Source organism: Microbacterium aquimaris, from assembly GCF_039531285.1.
Classification (GTDB): domain Bacteria; phylum Actinomycetota; class Actinomycetes; order Actinomycetales; family Microbacteriaceae; genus Microbacterium; species Microbacterium aquimaris.
Map to the genome: position 1 here is coordinate 1,771,105 of NZ_BAAAPT010000001.1, position 15,856 is coordinate 1,786,960.

Annotated in this window: 13 protein-coding genes; 2 read left to right on the forward strand and 11 right to left on the reverse strand. The window is 69.6% G+C overall.

Annotated features, from left to right (window positions below; all coding sequences use genetic code 11):
* Nucleotide 1 precedes the first annotated feature (1 nt).
* From ABD204_RS08120 to ABD204_RS08160, 9 genes are all read right to left on the reverse strand, one after another.
* Nucleotides 2-961 (reverse strand): SDR family oxidoreductase, encoded by a 960-nt coding sequence (locus tag ABD204_RS08120; protein WP_194424301.1) that lies wholly within the window; start codon nucleotides 959-961, stop codon nucleotides 2-4.
* Nucleotides 958-1,923: a bile acid:sodium symporter family protein gene (locus ABD204_RS08125; protein ID WP_194424120.1), complete on the reverse strand. Its 966-nt coding sequence runs from the start codon at nucleotides 1,921-1,923 to the stop codon at nucleotides 958-960. The genes ABD204_RS08120 and ABD204_RS08125 overlap by 4 nt, the downstream gene beginning before the upstream one ends.
* Nucleotides 1,920-3,344: a flavin-containing monooxygenase gene (locus tag ABD204_RS08130; protein ID WP_194424121.1), complete on the reverse strand. Its 1,425-nt coding sequence runs from the start codon at nucleotides 3,342-3,344 to the stop codon at nucleotides 1,920-1,922. Before ABD204_RS08130 ends, ABD204_RS08125 begins: the two co-directional genes overlap by 4 nt.
* Nucleotides 3,345-3,448: 104 nt before the next feature.
* Entirely contained in the window at nucleotides 3,449-4,597 is a 1,149-nt protein-coding gene (locus ABD204_RS08135) for a mannitol-1-phosphate 5-dehydrogenase (RefSeq protein ID WP_194424122.1), read from the reverse strand.
* Entirely contained in the window at nucleotides 4,594-5,034 is a 441-nt protein-coding gene (locus ABD204_RS08140; protein WP_241747794.1) for a PTS mannitol transporter subunit IIA, read from the reverse strand. The genes ABD204_RS08135 and ABD204_RS08140 overlap by 4 nt, the downstream gene beginning before the upstream one ends.
* Before the next feature lie 129 nt (nucleotides 5,035-5,163).
* Nucleotides 5,164-6,723 (reverse strand): PTS mannitol transporter subunit IIBC, encoded by a 1,560-nt coding sequence (locus ABD204_RS08145; protein ID WP_241747795.1) that lies wholly within the window; start codon nucleotides 6,721-6,723, stop codon nucleotides 5,164-5,166.
* Nucleotides 6,720-8,411 carry a phosphoenolpyruvate--protein phosphotransferase gene (gene ptsP, locus ABD204_RS08150; protein WP_194424123.1) on the reverse strand — a complete coding sequence of 564 codons (1,692 nt, stop codon included), beginning with the start codon at nucleotides 8,409-8,411 and terminating at the stop codon, nucleotides 6,720-6,722. The genes ABD204_RS08145 and ptsP overlap by 4 nt, the downstream gene beginning before the upstream one ends.
* 15 nt (nucleotides 8,412-8,426) lie before the next feature.
* A complete protein-coding gene (locus ABD204_RS08155; protein WP_194424124.1) occupies nucleotides 8,427-8,699 on the reverse strand; it encodes an HPr family phosphocarrier protein in 273 nt (90 codons plus the stop codon).
* Nucleotides 8,696-9,052 carry a PTS sugar transporter subunit IIB gene (locus ABD204_RS08160; RefSeq protein ID WP_194424125.1) on the reverse strand — a complete coding sequence of 119 codons (357 nt, stop codon included), beginning with the start codon at nucleotides 9,050-9,052 and terminating at the stop codon, nucleotides 8,696-8,698. Before ABD204_RS08160 ends, ABD204_RS08155 begins: the two co-directional genes overlap by 4 nt.
* Before the next feature lie 151 nt (nucleotides 9,053-9,203).
* Between ABD204_RS08160 and ABD204_RS08165 the strand changes: the two genes are divergently transcribed.
* Nucleotides 9,204-11,126, forward strand: a complete 1,923-nt coding sequence (locus ABD204_RS08165) for a BglG family transcription antiterminator (protein ID WP_194424126.1) — start codon at nucleotides 9,204-9,206, stop codon at nucleotides 11,124-11,126.
* Nucleotides 11,127-11,656: 530 nt separating this feature from the next.
* Here the strand turns inward: ABD204_RS08165 and ABD204_RS08170 are convergent.
* A complete protein-coding gene (locus ABD204_RS08170) occupies nucleotides 11,657-13,390 on the reverse strand; it encodes a phospho-sugar mutase (RefSeq protein ID WP_241747796.1) in 1,734 nt (577 codons plus the stop codon).
* A gap of 41 nt (nucleotides 13,391-13,431) precedes the next feature.
* The gene (locus ABD204_RS08175) at nucleotides 13,432-14,265 is read right to left on the reverse strand and encodes a purine-nucleoside phosphorylase (protein ID WP_194424128.1); all 834 of its coding nucleotides are present in this window, start codon (nucleotides 14,263-14,265) and stop codon (nucleotides 13,432-13,434) included.
* Between the two features lie 74 nt (nucleotides 14,266-14,339).
* Here ABD204_RS08175 and ABD204_RS08180 point away from each other — a divergent pair, with 74 nt between their 5' ends.
* On the forward strand, nucleotides 14,340-15,800 hold the full coding sequence (locus ABD204_RS08180; protein ID WP_409263981.1) for an NAD(P)H-quinone dehydrogenase: 1,461 nt from the start codon (nucleotides 14,340-14,342) through the stop codon (nucleotides 15,798-15,800).
* Nucleotides 15,801-15,856 lie beyond the last annotated feature (56 nt).

Consider the following 15,856-nt stretch of genomic DNA (forward strand, 5'->3'; position numbering starts at 1 on the left):
GTCACCCGCGGCGGGCGACGCCGGGGTGGGTGGCGAGGTAGGCCTCGAACGCCTCGGCCGAGGTCATCTGCGGCGTGTATCCGAAGTCGCGGATGAGGGAGGCGTTGGCCAGAACAGGCCGATAGTTCAGGAAACGCACCTGCTCGGGGCCGTGATCGGTCAGATGCAGCGCGCGCCCGGTCCACAGGGCGGCCTGCAGCAGCCATGCCGGGACGAAGACGACGGGTTTTCCGAGCCGCCGGGCGATCTCGCGCACCGTCAGTCGACCGGATCCGGCGACGTTGTAGATCCCCACCGGCCCGTCCGTGGCCGCCCGCACCATGGCCGCGGCGACGTCGTCGACCCAGACGAACACGAAGGGGGAGTCCGACCCGGCCACCCCCAGCAGGCGAGGGCCGTCCCACAGCGCGGTGATCTGGTTGCGCACCGTCGGGCCGAGGATGGTGCCGATCCGGAGGACGACCTGTTCCAGGTCGGGATGCGTGTCGCGAGCCGCCGCGAGCATCTCCTCGACGAGTCGCTTGTGGCGCGAGTACGGGAACGCGTCGTTGCCGCGGACGGGATCTGTCTCGTGGAGCCACGCCGGGTTGTCGGCATGGTAGCCGTAGGCGGCGCCCGAGGAGGAGACCACGAGGCGTGCCACTCCGGTGGCGACGCACGCGTCGATGACCCGGCGAGACCCCTCCACGTCGACACGGTACTCGAGGGCGACGTCGCGGCCGGGGTCGACGATCGCCGCGAGGTGGACCACGGCGTCGATCCGGTGCCGGACGAGCAGCGAGGCCAGGTCGTCGGTGGTCACGTCGCACCGCTCGAAGACCACTCCGGGCGTGCTCTCGTCGGGCGCGCGGAGGTCGGCGGCGACGACCGCCTCCACAGCGGGGTGCGCCGCGAGCGCGTGGGTGACCCGCGAGCCGAGGAAGCCGGTTCCTCCCGTGACCAGGACGCGCCGACCGCTCACGAGGTCTTCTCCGCGGGCACTCCGCCGTCGCCGCGTCGCGACGCGTCGCCTTTGGACGAGCCGGTGCGGCGCTTGGTGTGCCAGGCCCACAGCGAGGCGACCGCCAAACCGGCGATCATGTCCCAGATCCCCCACCATCCGGCCACGATCGCCATGCCGCCCAGACCGTCGAAGAAGGCGAACACGAGACCGAGGCCGAGTCCGGCGTTGCGGATGCCGGTCTCGAAGGTCATGGCCTTCCGCTCGGGGGTGGCAAGACCCCCGACCACAGCGGTGCCGTAGCCGATCGCCAGTGCGACGGCGTCGTGGATCGTCACGACCAACACGATGATGCCGAGGAACATGACGAAGATCGACCAGTTTCCCGCGAGCGCCCCCACGATGAACCCCATGAGGGCGATGAGGGAGAACCACTTCACGAACGGCTGCACACGCGCCGCGAAGCGGGGGAACTTCGCGCGAAGGGCCAGACCGACCAGGAACGGCAGCCCGATGATGAGGAAGATGTCCAGCAGCATCTGCCAGGCATCCAGCGAGATGATCTCCAGCAGCTCGCGGGCCGTGGGGTGAAGCGACCCCCAGAACGCGATCGACAGCGGCATGGCGACGATGTAGAGGAGGTTGCCGACCGCCGTCATCGACACAGACAGCGCGACGTTGCCGCCGGAGCGGTGGGTGAGGACCTGGGAGATGTTCCCCGGCGGACAGCAGGCGACGAGGATCATCCCGAGCGCCATGGACGCGCTGACGGGGAGGATGAGGGTCAGGCCGAAGGTGACCGCGGGCAGGATCACCAACTGCGCGAGGATCGCGATGAGGAAAGGCTTCGGCTTCTTCGCGACGATCTTGAAGTCGGACGGTGCCGTGTCCAGTGCGATGCCCAGCATGACCAGTCCGAGCACGACGTTGAGGATCAGGATGGTGCCCGGCGTGAAGTTCAGCAGCACATCGTCGGGGTTCATGCTCGCACCTCCGCGTCATCCGGCGTCGTCGGCGGTGCGGCGGTGGGTCCGTTCCGGCGCCGTCGGGGGCGGGTACCGTGTCGGCGGCGCGTCCGGGAACCCTCGGCGGATGCGTCGTCGCCGAGCGCCTCGGTGGCTTCGCGCACGGCGCGGCGGTAGGCGTCCTTGTTGACGTAGTACGACATGCGCTCGAGCGCGAGGTAGTGGTAGCCGCCGGTCAGATCCGGCCAGGGCCCGGTGGTGACGCGCCGCCGGAAGGCCGCGGCCCGCTCGGGGTGATGCTCCTGCGCGGCGAGGTACGTCGCGATCAGCTCCGCCTGCTCGTAGCGGCCCTGCCAGCCGATCCCCGAGGCTTCGATCATCCCCATCACGTACAACCCGTTGAAGGACGGGGGGAACACGTTGAGGAAGAGCTCGGGGCTGGTCCCGGTCCAATTCAGGTCGTCCCGATCCACGAACGGGTAGTCGAGGGTGTAGCCGGTTGCCAGGAGGACCGTGTCGTATTCTTCGTCGGTGCCGTCGCGGAAGTGCACCATGTGTCCGTCGAGCCGGTCGATGTCGGGCCGGATGCGCAGGTCTCCCTGCCCGAGATGGTTCAGGATCAGCGTGTTGACGATCGGATGCGACTCGTAGAGGCGGTAGTCCGGTTTCGGGAAACCGAACGAGACGGGATCCCCGGTGAAGGCCTTCAGCACACGCGTGTCGAGGATCTGCTTGAGCCGCGCCGGAAGGGGACGCCCCTGGTTGAGGGTGTCGGAGGGCTTGCCGAACAGGTACCGCGGCACGAAGTAGTACCCGCGGCGCACGCTCATGTCGACCGATGCCGCGTGATGCACGGCGTCGACGGCGATGTCGCACCCGGAGTTCCCGGCGCCGACGATGAGCACCCGCCGGCCGGTGAGCTGTGTGGCGCGTTTGTAGGCGCTGGTGTGCATGATCTCGCCGGCGAACGAGCCGCGGAAGGTCGGCACGTTCGGTTCGGCGAGTGTGCCGTTGGCGATGATCACGCCGTCGTAGGTTGTCGTGGTCGCTCCATCGGGCCCGTCGGCGTGCAACAGCCAACGCCCGCCGTCACGTTCGAGGCGGGTCACGGCGGTGTGGAATCGGAACGACCCGGTCAGCCCGAAGCGCGTAGCGAAGTCGTCGAAGTATCGCTTCAGGGTGCGGTGGCCGGGGTAGTCCGCGGTGGAGTCCATCGGGAACTCCGCGAACTGCGTGGTGGTGCGGGACGAGATCAGGTGGGCCGACTCGTACATCGTCGAACGCGGGTTGTCGATGTCCCACAGGCCGCCGACGCCGCCGGCGGCCTCGTATCCGTCGAAGGGGATCCCGGCCTTCTGCAGCGCGCGCGCCGCAGATAGACCGGAAGGGCCGGCGCCGATGACGGCATACCGGCGCGAAGAGGGGCTTCGGTGCTCCATGGAACCTCGCACGTCGTCGTGGAGTGTCCGTCGGGCGGCGGACGCACAGAAGCCTATGCGTTAACGTCCGTTCACCGAAACACCCACGACGACGTGGCGAGGAATCAGTCCTGCGCCTGGCGCGCCTCCACGAGGGCCCGGACACGGTCGAACAGCGGATGCGCCGGGTCGAGCCCGGTGACCTCGGTGGTGAAGGCCGACGCGTCCTGCTCGGACAACATCCGTGCCATGTCCACCGACTGCGCGTCCTCCGGGTCGTGGAAGGCCAGGGCAGCGCCGATCGCGCTCTCCAGGCCCGAGGTGGGAAGGCCCCGTTCGGCGGCTTCGGCCGCAGGCCCGATGAACCGCTCGTGCCGCGACAGTTTGCGCAACGGCTGACGCCCGACGCGCCACACGGTGTCGGGTAGTGCGGGGTTGCGGAACCTGCCGATGATGGTGGTACGGTACTCGGCCAGATCGGCGGGGTCGAACTCGTGCTTGGCGAGCAGGATCCCCGAGGTCTCCTCGAGGGCTTTGGCGACGGCAGCCTCGATCTGCGGGTCGGCGAGGGCATCGGAGATCTTCTCGATGCCCGCCTGGGCACCGAAGTACGCCGTCGCGGCGTGACCGGTGTTGACGGTGAAGAGCTTGCGCTCGATGTAGGGGGAGAGGTCGTCGACGAAGTGCGCGCCCGGGATGTGCGGGACGGCTCCGCCGAACGGACCCCGTTCGATCGCCCACTCGAAGAACGGCTCGACGGTCACGTCGATGCCGGCCCCTTCAGGCTGGCCGGGCACGATCCGATCGACGGCGGTGTTGGCGAAGACGGCCCGCGGTGCGAGTTGCGTCCACTCATCGCCTGCGGCGGCGACGATCTCGTCGCGCAGGAGATGGGTGGCGTTGATGGCGTTCTCGCACGCCATCACCTGCAGCGGGGGCAGGGACGCGTCGCGAGCGGCCAGGGCGGCGACGATGTGCGGGGCGACGAAGCGGAGGATCGTCGGTCCGACGGCGGTGGTGACCACGTCGGCGTCGGCGATCTCGGCGACGACGCCCTCGGGGTCGGTCTGGCTGTTGACCGCGCGGAAACCCGTGACGGTCAGGTCGCGGCCGCCGTCGCCGACCTCGTGCACCGTGTACTCCGACGCGGCGTTGATCGCATCGACGAGCGGGGCGGCGACGTCGGAGAAGACGACCTCGTACCCGGCCTCGTGCAGCAACAGGCCGACGAAGCCGCGTCCGATGTTGCCGGCGCCGAAGTGGACGGCCTTCATGACGCGGTCGCCTCGCTGACGACCTGGTAGATCTCCTCCGGCGTCTGCAACGCCTTCAGCCGGGCCACGTCGTCCTCCTCGGAGAAGAGGATCGCGATCTGCGACAGGATCTCCAGGTGCTCGTCGCCCTTGCCGGCGATGCCGATGACGAACGTGACCTGCTCGCCGTCCCAGTCGACGCCGCCGTCGTAGCGGACCACGGAGAGGGCCGACTCGAGGATGGCGCTCTTGGTCTCGTTGGTGCCGTGCGGGATGGCCAACTCGTTGCCCATGAAGGTCGAGACGGTCTGCTCGCGCTGCTGCATCGCGTCGTAGTACTCCGCGGTGACCGCGCCCGCAGCCTGGAGGATGTCGGCCGCCTCCTTCATCGCCTCGTCGCGTGTCGCGCTTCCCGAGTGGATGCGCACCTGGCCGAGGCTGAGGACGTCACGTGCCATGATGGCCGCCTTTCATTCGTGTCGGATGCCGATGCATCCACTGTTCCATCTGTGCGAGGTCGCGGCCAGCGCCGCGGAAAGGACTGCGGGGCCGGGGGCGTCACGCCTGCCCGGCCCCGCAGTCGTCGATCAGGAGTTCTTCTCGTGCTGGTTCTGCACCAGCTCGACGACCTCGTCGTATCGCGGCGAGTTCATGAAGTTGTCCACCGACACGTGGACCGCATCCGGCGTCTGGTGACGTGCGCGGTCGGTGAGCTGGTTCTGCGTGATGACCAGGTCGGCGCTGGCGTCGAGGGCGGCGATGGCCTTGTTGGTCACCGTGACCCCTTCGACGCCGGCCTTCTTGATCTTGTTGCGCAGCACGCTGGCCCCCATCGCGGACGAGCCCATACCGGCGTCGCACGCGAACACGATGTTGGTGATCTCGCGCTCGGTGACCGTCGCGGCCCCGCCGTCGCCGTCCGCCTGGGTGGCGGCGCCTCCACGCAGGTTCCGCAGCGCATCCGAGCTCTTGCCCTTGGCCGCCTCGGTCTGGGTGATCGCCGCGCCGAAGGCGTCGTCGGTCGAGGCCATCGCCGCCAGGTCACGCTTGCGCGAGGCCCGCAGGATCACCGCTGCGACCAGGAAGGTCACCGCGGCAGAGAGAACCACCGACAGGATCACCGCGAAGTAGGCGCCGGTCGCGGTCTGCAACAGCACCGCGATGATGCTGCCGGGAGCGGCCGGGGCGCGCAGGGCGCCGCCCAGGAGCATGTTCGTGGTGACACCGGTCATGCCGCCGGCGATCAGCGCGACGATGAGGACCGGCTTCATCAGCGCGTACGGGAAGTACACCTCGTGGATGCCACCGAAGAACTGGATGATCGCCGCACCGGGAGCCGAAGCGCGTGCCGCGCCGAGGCCGAAGAAGGTGAACGCCAGCAGCAGACCGACACCGGGGCCGGGGTTCGCTTCGAGCAGGAACAGGATCGACGAGCCCGACTCCGACGCCTCGGCGATGCCGAGCGGGGTGAGGACGCCGTGGTTGATGGCGTTGTTCAGGAAGAACACCTTGGCCGGCTCGATGATGATGCTCGTCAGCGGCAGCAGGTTCATCTCGACCAGCCAGCTCACGGCGTTGCCGAGGGTCTGCATGAGGCCGTTGACCAGCCACGCGATCGGGTAGAACCCGACGACGGCCATCACGAAGCCCCAGATACCGGCCGAGAACATGTTCACGAGCATCTCGAAGCCGGCGCGGATCTTGCCGTCCCACAGGCTGTCGAGCCACTTCATCGTCACCGCGGCGAGCGGGCCGAGGATCATGGCACCGATGAACATGTGCACCTGTCCGAGCGGGCTCTCGCCCTCGGGCAGCGTCGCGTTGAAGTTCGCCACCAGCAGGTCGGAACCGGCGATCGCACCCATGGTGGCGATGACGCCGACCACACCGCCTCGCACGTTGTAGACCATCGAACCGCCCGTGTAGGCGATCAGCAGCGGCAGGGCGTAGTGGATGAAGGGGCCGACGATCGTGGCGAGGTCGGCGTTCGGGGTCCAACCGACCTCGATGAAGAACGCGGTGAAGATACCCCACGCGATCAGCGCGGGGATGTTCGGCATGATCATGCCGGACAGGAACGTGCCGAAGCGTTGGACTCCGACTCGCGCCTTGCTGCCCGTGCTCGCGGGCGATGACGCCGTTGTCATGACTGTGTCTCCTTCTCTCGGGCCGCCGCGGTCTGCGCGGCGGTACGTGCCGAGGCCGCGTCATCGGCGGCCAAGGCTGCTTCGGCGATGCGCACCGCATCGTCGAGGGTGTGTTCGAGCAGGGTCGCTCGAACGTCTGCAAGGGCTGTGGGCGCCATCGACAGGCTCGTCGCGCCCAGGCCGACGAGGACCACGGCCAGCAACGGGTCGGCCGCAGCCTCACCGCAGATGCCCACCGGTTTCCCGTTGGCCTTTCCGGCGTCGCCGACCTCGCGCACCAGGCGCAGGACGGCGGGGTGCCAGGGATCCTGATACGACGCCACCGAGCCGAGCAGGCGGTCGGCGGCCATCGTGTACTGCGTCAGGTCGTTGGTGCCGATCGAGGCGAAGTCCGCGTGTCGGAGCACGCGGTCGGCGAGCAACGCCGACGAGGGAACTTCGACCATCACACCGGCGGTCTTGATGTCGTACTCGCGGGCGAGCGTGACGAAATACTCCGTCTCCTCCACGGTCGAGACCATCGGAGCCATCACCCAGAGGTCGGCCGGACCCTCGGGGGTGCGGCGCGTGGCCTCGTGCGCCTCGGACAGGGCGGTGAGCTGCTCACGCAGGATGTCTTCGCTCTGACGGAGGGCCCGCAGGCCGCGCAGACCGAGGGCGGGATTGTCCTCGTGTGCGTCGTTGAGGAACGGCAGCGGCTTGTCGGCTCCGGCATCGAGCATCCGGACGACGACCTTCTTGCCGGGGAACGCCTTCAGCAGCTCGGTGTAGGACGCACGCTGCTGCTCGACGGTCGGGGCCTGGTTGGCGCTGAGGAAGAGGAACTCCGTGCGGAACAGGCCGACACCTTCCGCGCCCAGCTCGACGGCCTCGGCGGCCGCGGTGGGGCTGCCGAGGTTGGCCAGCAACGGCACGGCCGTGCCGTCGGCGAGGGCGCCCGGGGTCACCGGCGCGCTCGCGGCCTCGGCACGGACCTCGGCACGGTGTTCGGCCCGTTCGAGTTCTTCCGCCGTCGGATCGGTCGTCACCACGCCGGAGGCGGCATCCACGATCACCGAGTCCCCGTCGGCGAGATCCTTCGCGCCGACGGCGCCGACGACGGCCACGATCGACTTCTCGCGGGCCAGAATGGCGGTGTGCGAGGTCGGGCCGCCCTCGGTGGTCACCAGCGCGAGCACCTTGTCGAGATCCAGCAGCGCCGTGTCGGCGGGGGCGAGGTCCTTGGCGACCAGCACGAACGGGTGACCGGGGTCGGGCACGCCGGGGGCCGGTTCGCCCCGTAGTTGCGCGATCACCCGCTGGGCGACGTCGTCCAGATCGGCGGCGCGCTCGCCGAGGTACCCGCCCAGCGCGGTGAGCTGTCGGCGGAAGGAGGCGAATGCGTCGTGCACGGCCCATTCCGCGGTCTTGCCCTGCGCCAGCCGGGAATCGATCTCCTCTTCGAGGGTCGGGTCCTCGGCCATCATCGCCTGGGCCTCGAGGACCTCCTGAGCTGCTCCGCCGGCCTGGGTGCCGCGCTGTTCGAGCTCGCGCGCGACGACACCGACGGCCTCACGGGCGCGCGCGGTCTCCTCCTCCACGCTGAGTGTGCTGGGGGTGTCGTCGGGCGCCGGAACCGGCGGGGCCATGCGGGCCACGGGGCCCTGGGCGACGCCGAGTCCGATACCGACTCCTCGCAACTGTGCCATCGGGTGTCCCTTCGCTTACGCGTCGTGGTCGGTGGTCAGCAGCTCCGACAGCGAATCGAGCGCGGCCTCGGCGTTCTCCCCATCGGCGGTGAGGGTGACGTAGTCGCCCTGCTCGACGCCCAGGGCGATCACCCCGAGGATGCTCGCCGCGTTCACCGGGGCGCCGGAGTCCTTCGCGATCGTGATGGGAAGACCGGTCTCCTTGGCCGCCTGGGCGAAGAGCTTGACGGGACGGGCGTGCAGGCCGTGGGCGGAAGCGACGCGGACAGTGCGGCTGACGGCGGTCATGAGTGATCCTCTCTGATGCGGAGATGCGCGAACGCGGTGTCATGCGGGGTCCCGGCGACCGCCTCACGCACGAGTGCGAGGGTGCGGGAGCCTTCCATATCGGCGTAGACATCGGCGGGCATGAGCGCGACGATGCTTCCCACGTGGGCGGCTTCCGCCCGGATCCGGTCGACGGCCTCGTCCAGGTGGGGGCCCACCAGCACGAGATCGGCCGTTTCCAGGTCGATCGTGAGGGACTGTGTGGTCGCGACCGTGGCGGTGACATCCACGCCCTGCTCCCGCGCCGCCTGACGCAGGCGCTGAACGACGAACGTGCTCGACGCCCCTGCGCCGCACACCACCAAGATCCTCATCGATCCACACTCCTCGCTGATGATTCGATTCTGGAGATCCGCTGAACGCGCGACAACCAGTCCTTCTTCCTCCCGGGCGGAAAGGTGCGGCCTTCCGCCCGGGAGGAAGACGGGCATGGAAGACTTGCGGAGGACGAGGTGAGGAGCGACGGTGACCAAGGCACGGCAGGATCGCCTGCTCAACATCCTGGTGCGGGACGGGGAGTGGGCCACCGCGGCGACACTCGCCGACACACTCGGGGTCACCCCGCGCAGCGTGCGGACCTATGTCACCGCCGTCAACGCCCGGGTGCGCGGCGGGACCGCGATCGAGTCCGGACCGCAGGGCTATCGGGCCGGCCCCGATGCCGCGGCCGCCCAACGCGCCGGTGCCGGCAACGACACGGGGACCCCCCGCGATCGCCTGCACCGGTTGGTCCGGCTGCTCCTGGACGACCCCGACGGGATCGACGTTTTCCAGACGGCGGACGAGCTGCATGTGAGTCCGGCGACTCTGGAAGCCGACCTCGCGCGGGTGCGCTCGTTGCTCGGCGGGACGGAGCTGACGTTGGAGCGTTCGGCCTCGACCGCGAGACTGCGCGGCAACGAGATGGCGCAGCGTCGTCTGCTCAGCCGGCTCGCCCACGACGAGATGGACGCCGGGGCGTTCGATCTCGAGGCGCTCCGTCGGACTCTGGGCGACGAATCGGTCGGGGCGCGGGCGTTCGGGCCGTTCAAAGACGACCTGGTCGCCGAACTCGGGTCACTCGGCTACTTCGTCAACGAGTTCGGTATCGCCGATGTCGTCATGCACATCGCCATCGCCGCGGACCGGGTCGCGCAAGATCGCGGGCTCGATGCGATCGCTCACGAGTCGCAGGAGTCGCACGAGGCCGTCGAGGCCATCCTGGGGCGCTTGTGCGAACAGCACCTCGGGGTCTGTCTCGGGGCGGGCGACCAGTACCACCTCGCGACCCTCGTGCTGACGCGCGTGGTCGCGCCCGGCGCATCCGCCCCGTCTGTGCGGGGGCGCCTCGACCCCGAGGTCGAGCATGCGGTGCGTGAGGTGGTGGAGCGTGCGGCGGCGCAGTTCCTCGTCGACATCGCCCACGACGATTTCATCCTCCGACTCGCCCTGCACGTGCAGAACCTGCGCGCGCGCGCGAAGGAACAGGCGTGGTCCCGCAACCCCCTCACCCGGTCGCTCAAGTCGACCTACCCGATGATCTTCGATGTCGCGGTCTACATCGCCAGCGGGCTGAACACCTCGCTCGGGATCCCGCTTCTGGATGATGAGATCGCCTACATCGCGATGCACGTCGGCGGGAGACTCGAACGCAGCCGTCGTGCCGATCAGCTGCTGACGGCGACGATCGTGTGCCCCGGGTATTACGAGCTGCACGAGCTGCTCCGCTCGAGTGTCGACCGGTCCCTCGGCCGGTCGATCGAGGTCGTCGGCGTCGAGACGCGAGCCGATCCGGATTGGCGGTCCATCGACACCGACCTCGTGCTCACGACGATCGATCCGCCGGCGCCGAGCGATCGGGTCGTCCGCGTGCAGCCTTTCCTCACCGAGAGCGACGTCGACCGGGTCCAGACAGCGGCGGGTCGGGTGCGTCGGGGGCGTCGTCTGGCGCGGCTGCGTGCCGACATCGAACGGTATTTCGATCCCACGGCCTTCGTGCGCGGTCTCGACACGGGGGACGGGTCGGAGGGCGTCATCCGGATGCTCGGTGAGCGCCTGGTCGGCCTCGGTGCGATCGACGGGGAGTACGTCGATCGGGCCATCGAACGCGAGCGCCTGTCGTCGACGGCGTTCACCGACGCGCTGGCGGTGCCGCACGCGATGGGAATGACGGCCTCGCGCACGGCCATCGCGATCGGCATCGCAGACCCGTCGATCCCGTGGGGTGACGGGCGTGTCCAGGTCGTCGCGTTCGTGGCGTTCTCCGAAGACGACCGCGAAGCCTTCCAGACCGTCTTCGAGCAGTTCGTCGAGGTCTTCAGCGAGCGCGACAGCGTGCAGCGTATCGTCCGCCGCAGCACCGACTTCGCGGCCTTCCTCGACGAGCTCGTCGCCGTCATCGACGGCTGACCCACCCACCGGCCCTCCCTGTGCCGTGATTCAGGGTGTGTGCGTGGTGGTCGGCTCGACACGCCGTCGGAGGACGGGCTGAGCCTGAGTCAGGGACACGTAGCCGTCGGCCGACGCCACCTACGGCAGGGCGCGCTCCGTGCCACGTCGCTCCCGCCCAAGCGCGCTCCGCGCGCAGCCACGCCGTCCGGGCCTCCCGTGTCCCGGCTCGTCCTGTGCCCGAACTCAGGCTACGAGGGCGTTGCACCGGGCGACACGCCGTTCGCCCGGACGCTGAACCTGAGTGAGGGACGATCGGCCGACGTCCTCGACCCCGCCGCCTCCTCTGGTCGCCTCGGTCGCACCCTCCCGGCGCGCCAGAGGCGGCTCGTCCGACCGCCCGGCGCTCCGGTGCCGCAACTCAGGCCTCGTGGCTGTCACCGAGGCCGACACGCCGACGGCCGCGCCGCTGAGCCTGAGTAAGGGAACGTGTCAGTTCGCGACGGCCCGGCGGCGGCCCGGCGAGGCCTCGCTGCACGGCCGTAGTCGGCTCAGGCGAGCCCGTCCAGCAGGGCGCGGGCGCCGTCGGTGAGTTTCGCCAGACGCGCGGCGGCCTCGTCGGCGGAGTCGGCGCGGACGTCGAGGTACACCTTGAGTTTCGGTTCGGTGCCGCTCGGGCGGACGATCACGCGCGAGCCGTCGTCGAGCCAGAGACGCAGCACATCACCCGGCGGGAGACCGTCCACGCCGTCCAGAAGGTCATCGACCTGTGTCACCGGCACCTCGCCGAGGGTCTTCGGATGCTGCGCGCGCAGCGCGGCCATCATCGTGCCCACCGCGGCGACGTCGTCGGTGCGCACCGCGACCTGGTCGCTCGCGAACACCCCGAAAGTCTCGTCGAACTCGGCGAGGAGGTCGCCGAGGGTGCGTCCCTCGCGGCGAGCTTCGGCGGCCAGGCCCAGCACCGCGACGGCGGCGGAGATCCCGTCCTTGTCGCGCACCGTCTCCGGGTTGACGAGATAGCCGAGGGCCTCTTCGAAGCCGAAGACGATGTCGGGCGCGCGGGAGATCCATTTGAACCCGGTGAGGGTGGCGTGGAAGTCGAGGCCATGGGCGTCGGCGACGGCCTTGAGTCCGGGGGAGGAGACCAGCGAGCACGCGAGCGCGCCGCGCGTTTCGTCGCCGGTGCGCTGCGCGGCCAGACGCGCGGCGCGCCAGCCGAGGAGCAACCCGATCTGGTTGCCGGTCAGTCGACGCCAGCCTCCGGTCGGATCCGGCAGCGCCACCGCGAGCCGGTCGGCGTCGGGGTCGTTCGCGATCACGAAGTCGGCGCCTGCCTCGTCGGCCGTCGCGAACGACAGGTCCAGTGCGCCGGGCTCCTCCGGGTTCGGGAAGGCGACGGTGGGGAAGGACCCGTCCGGCTGGATCTGCTCGGGCACCACCACCGGCGCCGGGTACCCCGCTCGCTCGACGACCTCCGACAGCGTCTCCCAGCCGACGCCGTGCATGGCGGTGTACACCCAGGTCATGCCGTCGGCACCCTCGGGTGCCGGGGCCACCGCCGCGGTCGCCTCGACGTAGGCGGTGACGACCTCTTCCGCGGCCGTCTCGAAGGCGAGGGACCGGGGCAGGGAGGCGATGTCGCCCGCATCGGCGATGCGCTGGATGTGCGCGGCGATCTCCTTGTCGGCGGGACTGACGATCTGTGAGCCGTCGTCGTCCCCGCCGAGGTAGACCTTGTAGCCGTTGTCGTTGGGGGGATTGTGGCTGGCGGTGACCATCACCCCGGCGGCCGCCTTCAGGTGCCGCACCGCGAAGGCGAGTACCGGGGTCGGCAAGAGCCGGGGAAGCAGCACCGCACGCAGTCCCGCTCCGGCGAAGATCTCGGCCGAATCCCTCGCGAACACGTCCGAGTTTCGTCGGCCGTCGTACCCGATCACGACCAGGGGGGCGTCGTCGCGGAGGGGTGCCGGTTCGGCGGCGTCCTCAGTCGCGGCATCCACGCCCGCCCGTTCGGCGAGGTAGGCGGCCAGACCCGCCGCGGCCTGCGCGACCAGGACGCGGTTCATGCGGTTCGTGCCCGCGCCGAGCTCGCCCCGCAATCCCGCGGTGCCGAAGGCGAGGCGGGTGGCGAAGCGGTCGTGGAGCGCATCCAGCGCGTCGGCGTCGCCGACCTCGGCCGACTCGAGCAGTGCCCGCAGCTCCGAGCGGGTGTCGGGGTCGGGGTCTTGCGCGACCCAGGCGCGGGCTCGGTCGAGCAGGTCTTCGTGTGTGGTGGTGTCCATGGCGGCCTCCTCGTCGCTCATGACGGAGTTCTCGGGCGCGGTCACAGGGCCGCGACGACCCGCGCGAGCAGGTCGCTGATGACGGGCTCCGCTTCGCGCCCCGCCTCGATGACTTCGGCGTGGCTCAACGGAGTGGTCTGGATGCCGGCGGCCATGTTGGTGATCAGGGAGAACCCGAGCACCTCCATTCCCGCCTGGCGGGCCGCGATGGCCTCCAGAGCCGTGGACATGCCGACGATGTGGCCGCCGAACGTCTTGGCCATCTGCACCTCGGCGGGCGTCTCGTACTGAGGCCCGCGGAACTGGCAGTACACGCCTTCGTCGAGGGTCGGGTCGATGCGGCGTGCGAGGTCGCGAAGGCGCATCGAGTAGAGATCGGTGAGGTCGACGAAGGTCGCGCCTTCGAGGGGGGAGGCTCCGGTGAGGTTGATGTGGTCGCTGATGAGCACGGGCTGACCCGGCTTCCAGGTGTGCCGGATGCCGCCGGCGCCGTTGGTGAGCACCATCGTCTTCGCGCCGGTCGCGGCGGCGGTGCGCACGCTGTGCACGACCCGACGCGGGCCGTGTCCCTCGTAGAAGTGGGTGCGGGCGCCGATGACCAAGACGCGGCGGCCCTCGGGGGTGAGGATGCTGCGAAGGGTGCCGACGTGACCTTCGAGCGCCGGCTTGCTGAACCCGGTGACCTCGGTGGCGGGGATGGTCGCCGTGGTCTCGCCGATCAGGTCGGCGGCCTTGCCCCATCCGCTTCCGAGGGTGAGGGCGATGTCGTGCGATTCGGCTCCGGTGAGGCGGGCGATGTCGGCTGCGGCGGCCGCGGCGACCTCGAACGGGTCGGTGTTCGGGTCGTCGAGCGGGTTGAGGGACGCGTCGTGCATGACCCCACTCTAGGAACGCGCGACCCTCGCCGCCAGGAAGGACGCGTTCGTGGCGCGTCCGCCGGACTGGAACAATGGGGAGCATGTCGTCGTTGAGCTTCGAGCAGACACAGAGCGTCGCGATCATCGGGGGTGGCCCCGGTGGCTATGAGGCAGCCCTGTCGGCCGCGCAGCTCGGTGCGGATGTGACCCTTGTCGAGCGGGCCGGTGTGGGCGGTTCGGCGGTGATCACCGATGTGGTGCCGTCGAAGTCGCTCATCGCGACGGCTGACGCGGCCGTGGCGATCTCCGAAGCCGGTGACCTCGGTGTGCAGCTGTTCGCCAAGGGCGCCGAGGGCAAGCCGTTGAAACCCGAGATCGCGATCAACCTGGCGGCGGTCAACAAGAGACTGCTCTCCCTCGCGCGTCAGCAGTCCGACGACATGCGTCAGCAGCTCGCGGACGCCGGTGTGCGCATCATCAACGGCCACGGGCGGCTCGAAGGCGATTCGGCCGTCGTCGTGTCCACCGGTCCGGGCGGCACCGACTTCGACCGGATCGAGGCCGACACACTGGTGGTCTCCGTGGGCGCCTCGCCGCGGGAGTTGCCCAGTGCCCGTCCCGACGGCAAGCGCATCCTGACCTGGACGCAGCTCTACGACATGAAGGTTCTTCCCGAACACCTCATCGTGGTCGGTTCCGGCGTGACCGGTGCCGAGTTCGCGTCGGCCTACATGAACCTCGGCTCGCGGGTGACGCTGGTGTCCTCCCGCGACCAGGTGCTTCCCGGTGAGGATCAGGATGCGGCGGCCGTCCTCGAAAAGGTCTTCAAGCGCGGGGGCATGACGGTGTTGTCGAAGTCGCGCGCCGACACGGTCGAGAACACCGGCGACGGTGTGACCGTCTCCCTCGCGGACGGGCGGGTCATCGAGGGCAGCCACTGCCTGATGGCGGTGGGGTCGATCCCCAACACGAAGGACATCGGCCTTGAGGAGGCCGGGGTGCAGATGACGCCTTCGGGCCACATCCGGGTCAACCGGGTGGCGCGCACGTCGGTGCCGAACATCTACGCCGCCGGTGACTGCACCACGTTCGTGCCGCTCGCGTCGGTGGCCTCGATGCAGGGGCGACAGGCGGTCTTCCACGCCCTCGGCGATGTGGTGATCCCGCTCGAGCAGCGCCGGATCACGGCGAACATCTTCACCGCGCCGGAGATCGCGACGATCGGGTATTCCGAGCAGGACATCGCCGACGGCGCCATCAACGGGATCGTCCACAAGCTCCCGCTCGCAGCGAATCCGCGGGCGAAGATGCAGCGCATCCGGGACGGTTTCGTGAAGATCATCGCGCGTCAGGGCAGTGGCACCGTCATCGGCGGTGTGATCGTCGCCCCCAAGGCGTCGGAGCTGATCTATCCGCTGGCGATCGCCGTCGAGCGTCGCCTGACAGTCGACCAGGTCTCCCGGGTCTTCGCGGTGTACCCGTCGCTGTCGACGAGCATCACCGATGCCACGCGCGCCATGCACATCGTCGACCACGGCGAAGACGACGACTGACGCGTCCACGCGGTCCTCGACGTCGGAGATCCGGTCCGAGGTCGGAGGATGCCGGG

Bases quoted from the DNA above. Each gene is read 5' to 3' on its own strand.
- ABD204_RS08170 (WP_241747796.1), bottom strand. From the start codon at position 13,390: ATGGACACCACCACACACGAAGACCTGCTCGACCGAGCCCGCGCCTGG.
- ABD204_RS08160 (WP_194424125.1), bottom strand. From the start codon at position 9,052: ATGAGGATCTTGGTGGTGTGCGGCGCAGGGGCGTCGAGCACGTTCGTC.
- ABD204_RS08145 (WP_241747795.1), bottom strand. From the start codon at position 6,723: ATGACAACGGCGTCATCGCCCGCGAGCACGGGCAGCAAGGCGCGAGTC.
- ABD204_RS08140 (WP_241747794.1), bottom strand. From the start codon at position 5,034: ATGGCACGTGACGTCCTCAGCCTCGGCCAGGTGCGCATCCACTCGGGA.
- ptsP (WP_194424123.1), bottom strand. From the start codon at position 8,411: ATGGCACAGTTGCGAGGAGTCGGTATCGGACTCGGCGTCGCCCAGGGC.
- ABD204_RS08125 (WP_194424120.1), bottom strand. From the start codon at position 1,923: ATGAACCCCGACGATGTGCTGCTGAACTTCACGCCGGGCACCATCCTG.
- ABD204_RS08180 (WP_409263981.1), top strand. From the start codon at position 14,340: ATGGGGAGCATGTCGTCGTTGAGCTTCGAGCAGACACAGAGCGTCGCG.
- ABD204_RS08130 (WP_194424121.1), bottom strand. From the start codon at position 3,344: ATGGAGCACCGAAGCCCCTCTTCGCGCCGGTATGCCGTCATCGGCGCC.
- ABD204_RS08135 (WP_194424122.1), bottom strand. From the start codon at position 4,597: ATGAAGGCCGTCCACTTCGGCGCCGGCAACATCGGACGCGGCTTCGTC.
- ABD204_RS08155 (WP_194424124.1), bottom strand. From the start codon at position 8,699: ATGACCGCCGTCAGCCGCACTGTCCGCGTCGCTTCCGCCCACGGCCTG.
- ABD204_RS08175 (WP_194424128.1), bottom strand. From the start codon at position 14,265: ATGCACGACGCGTCCCTCAACCCGCTCGACGACCCGAACACCGACCCG.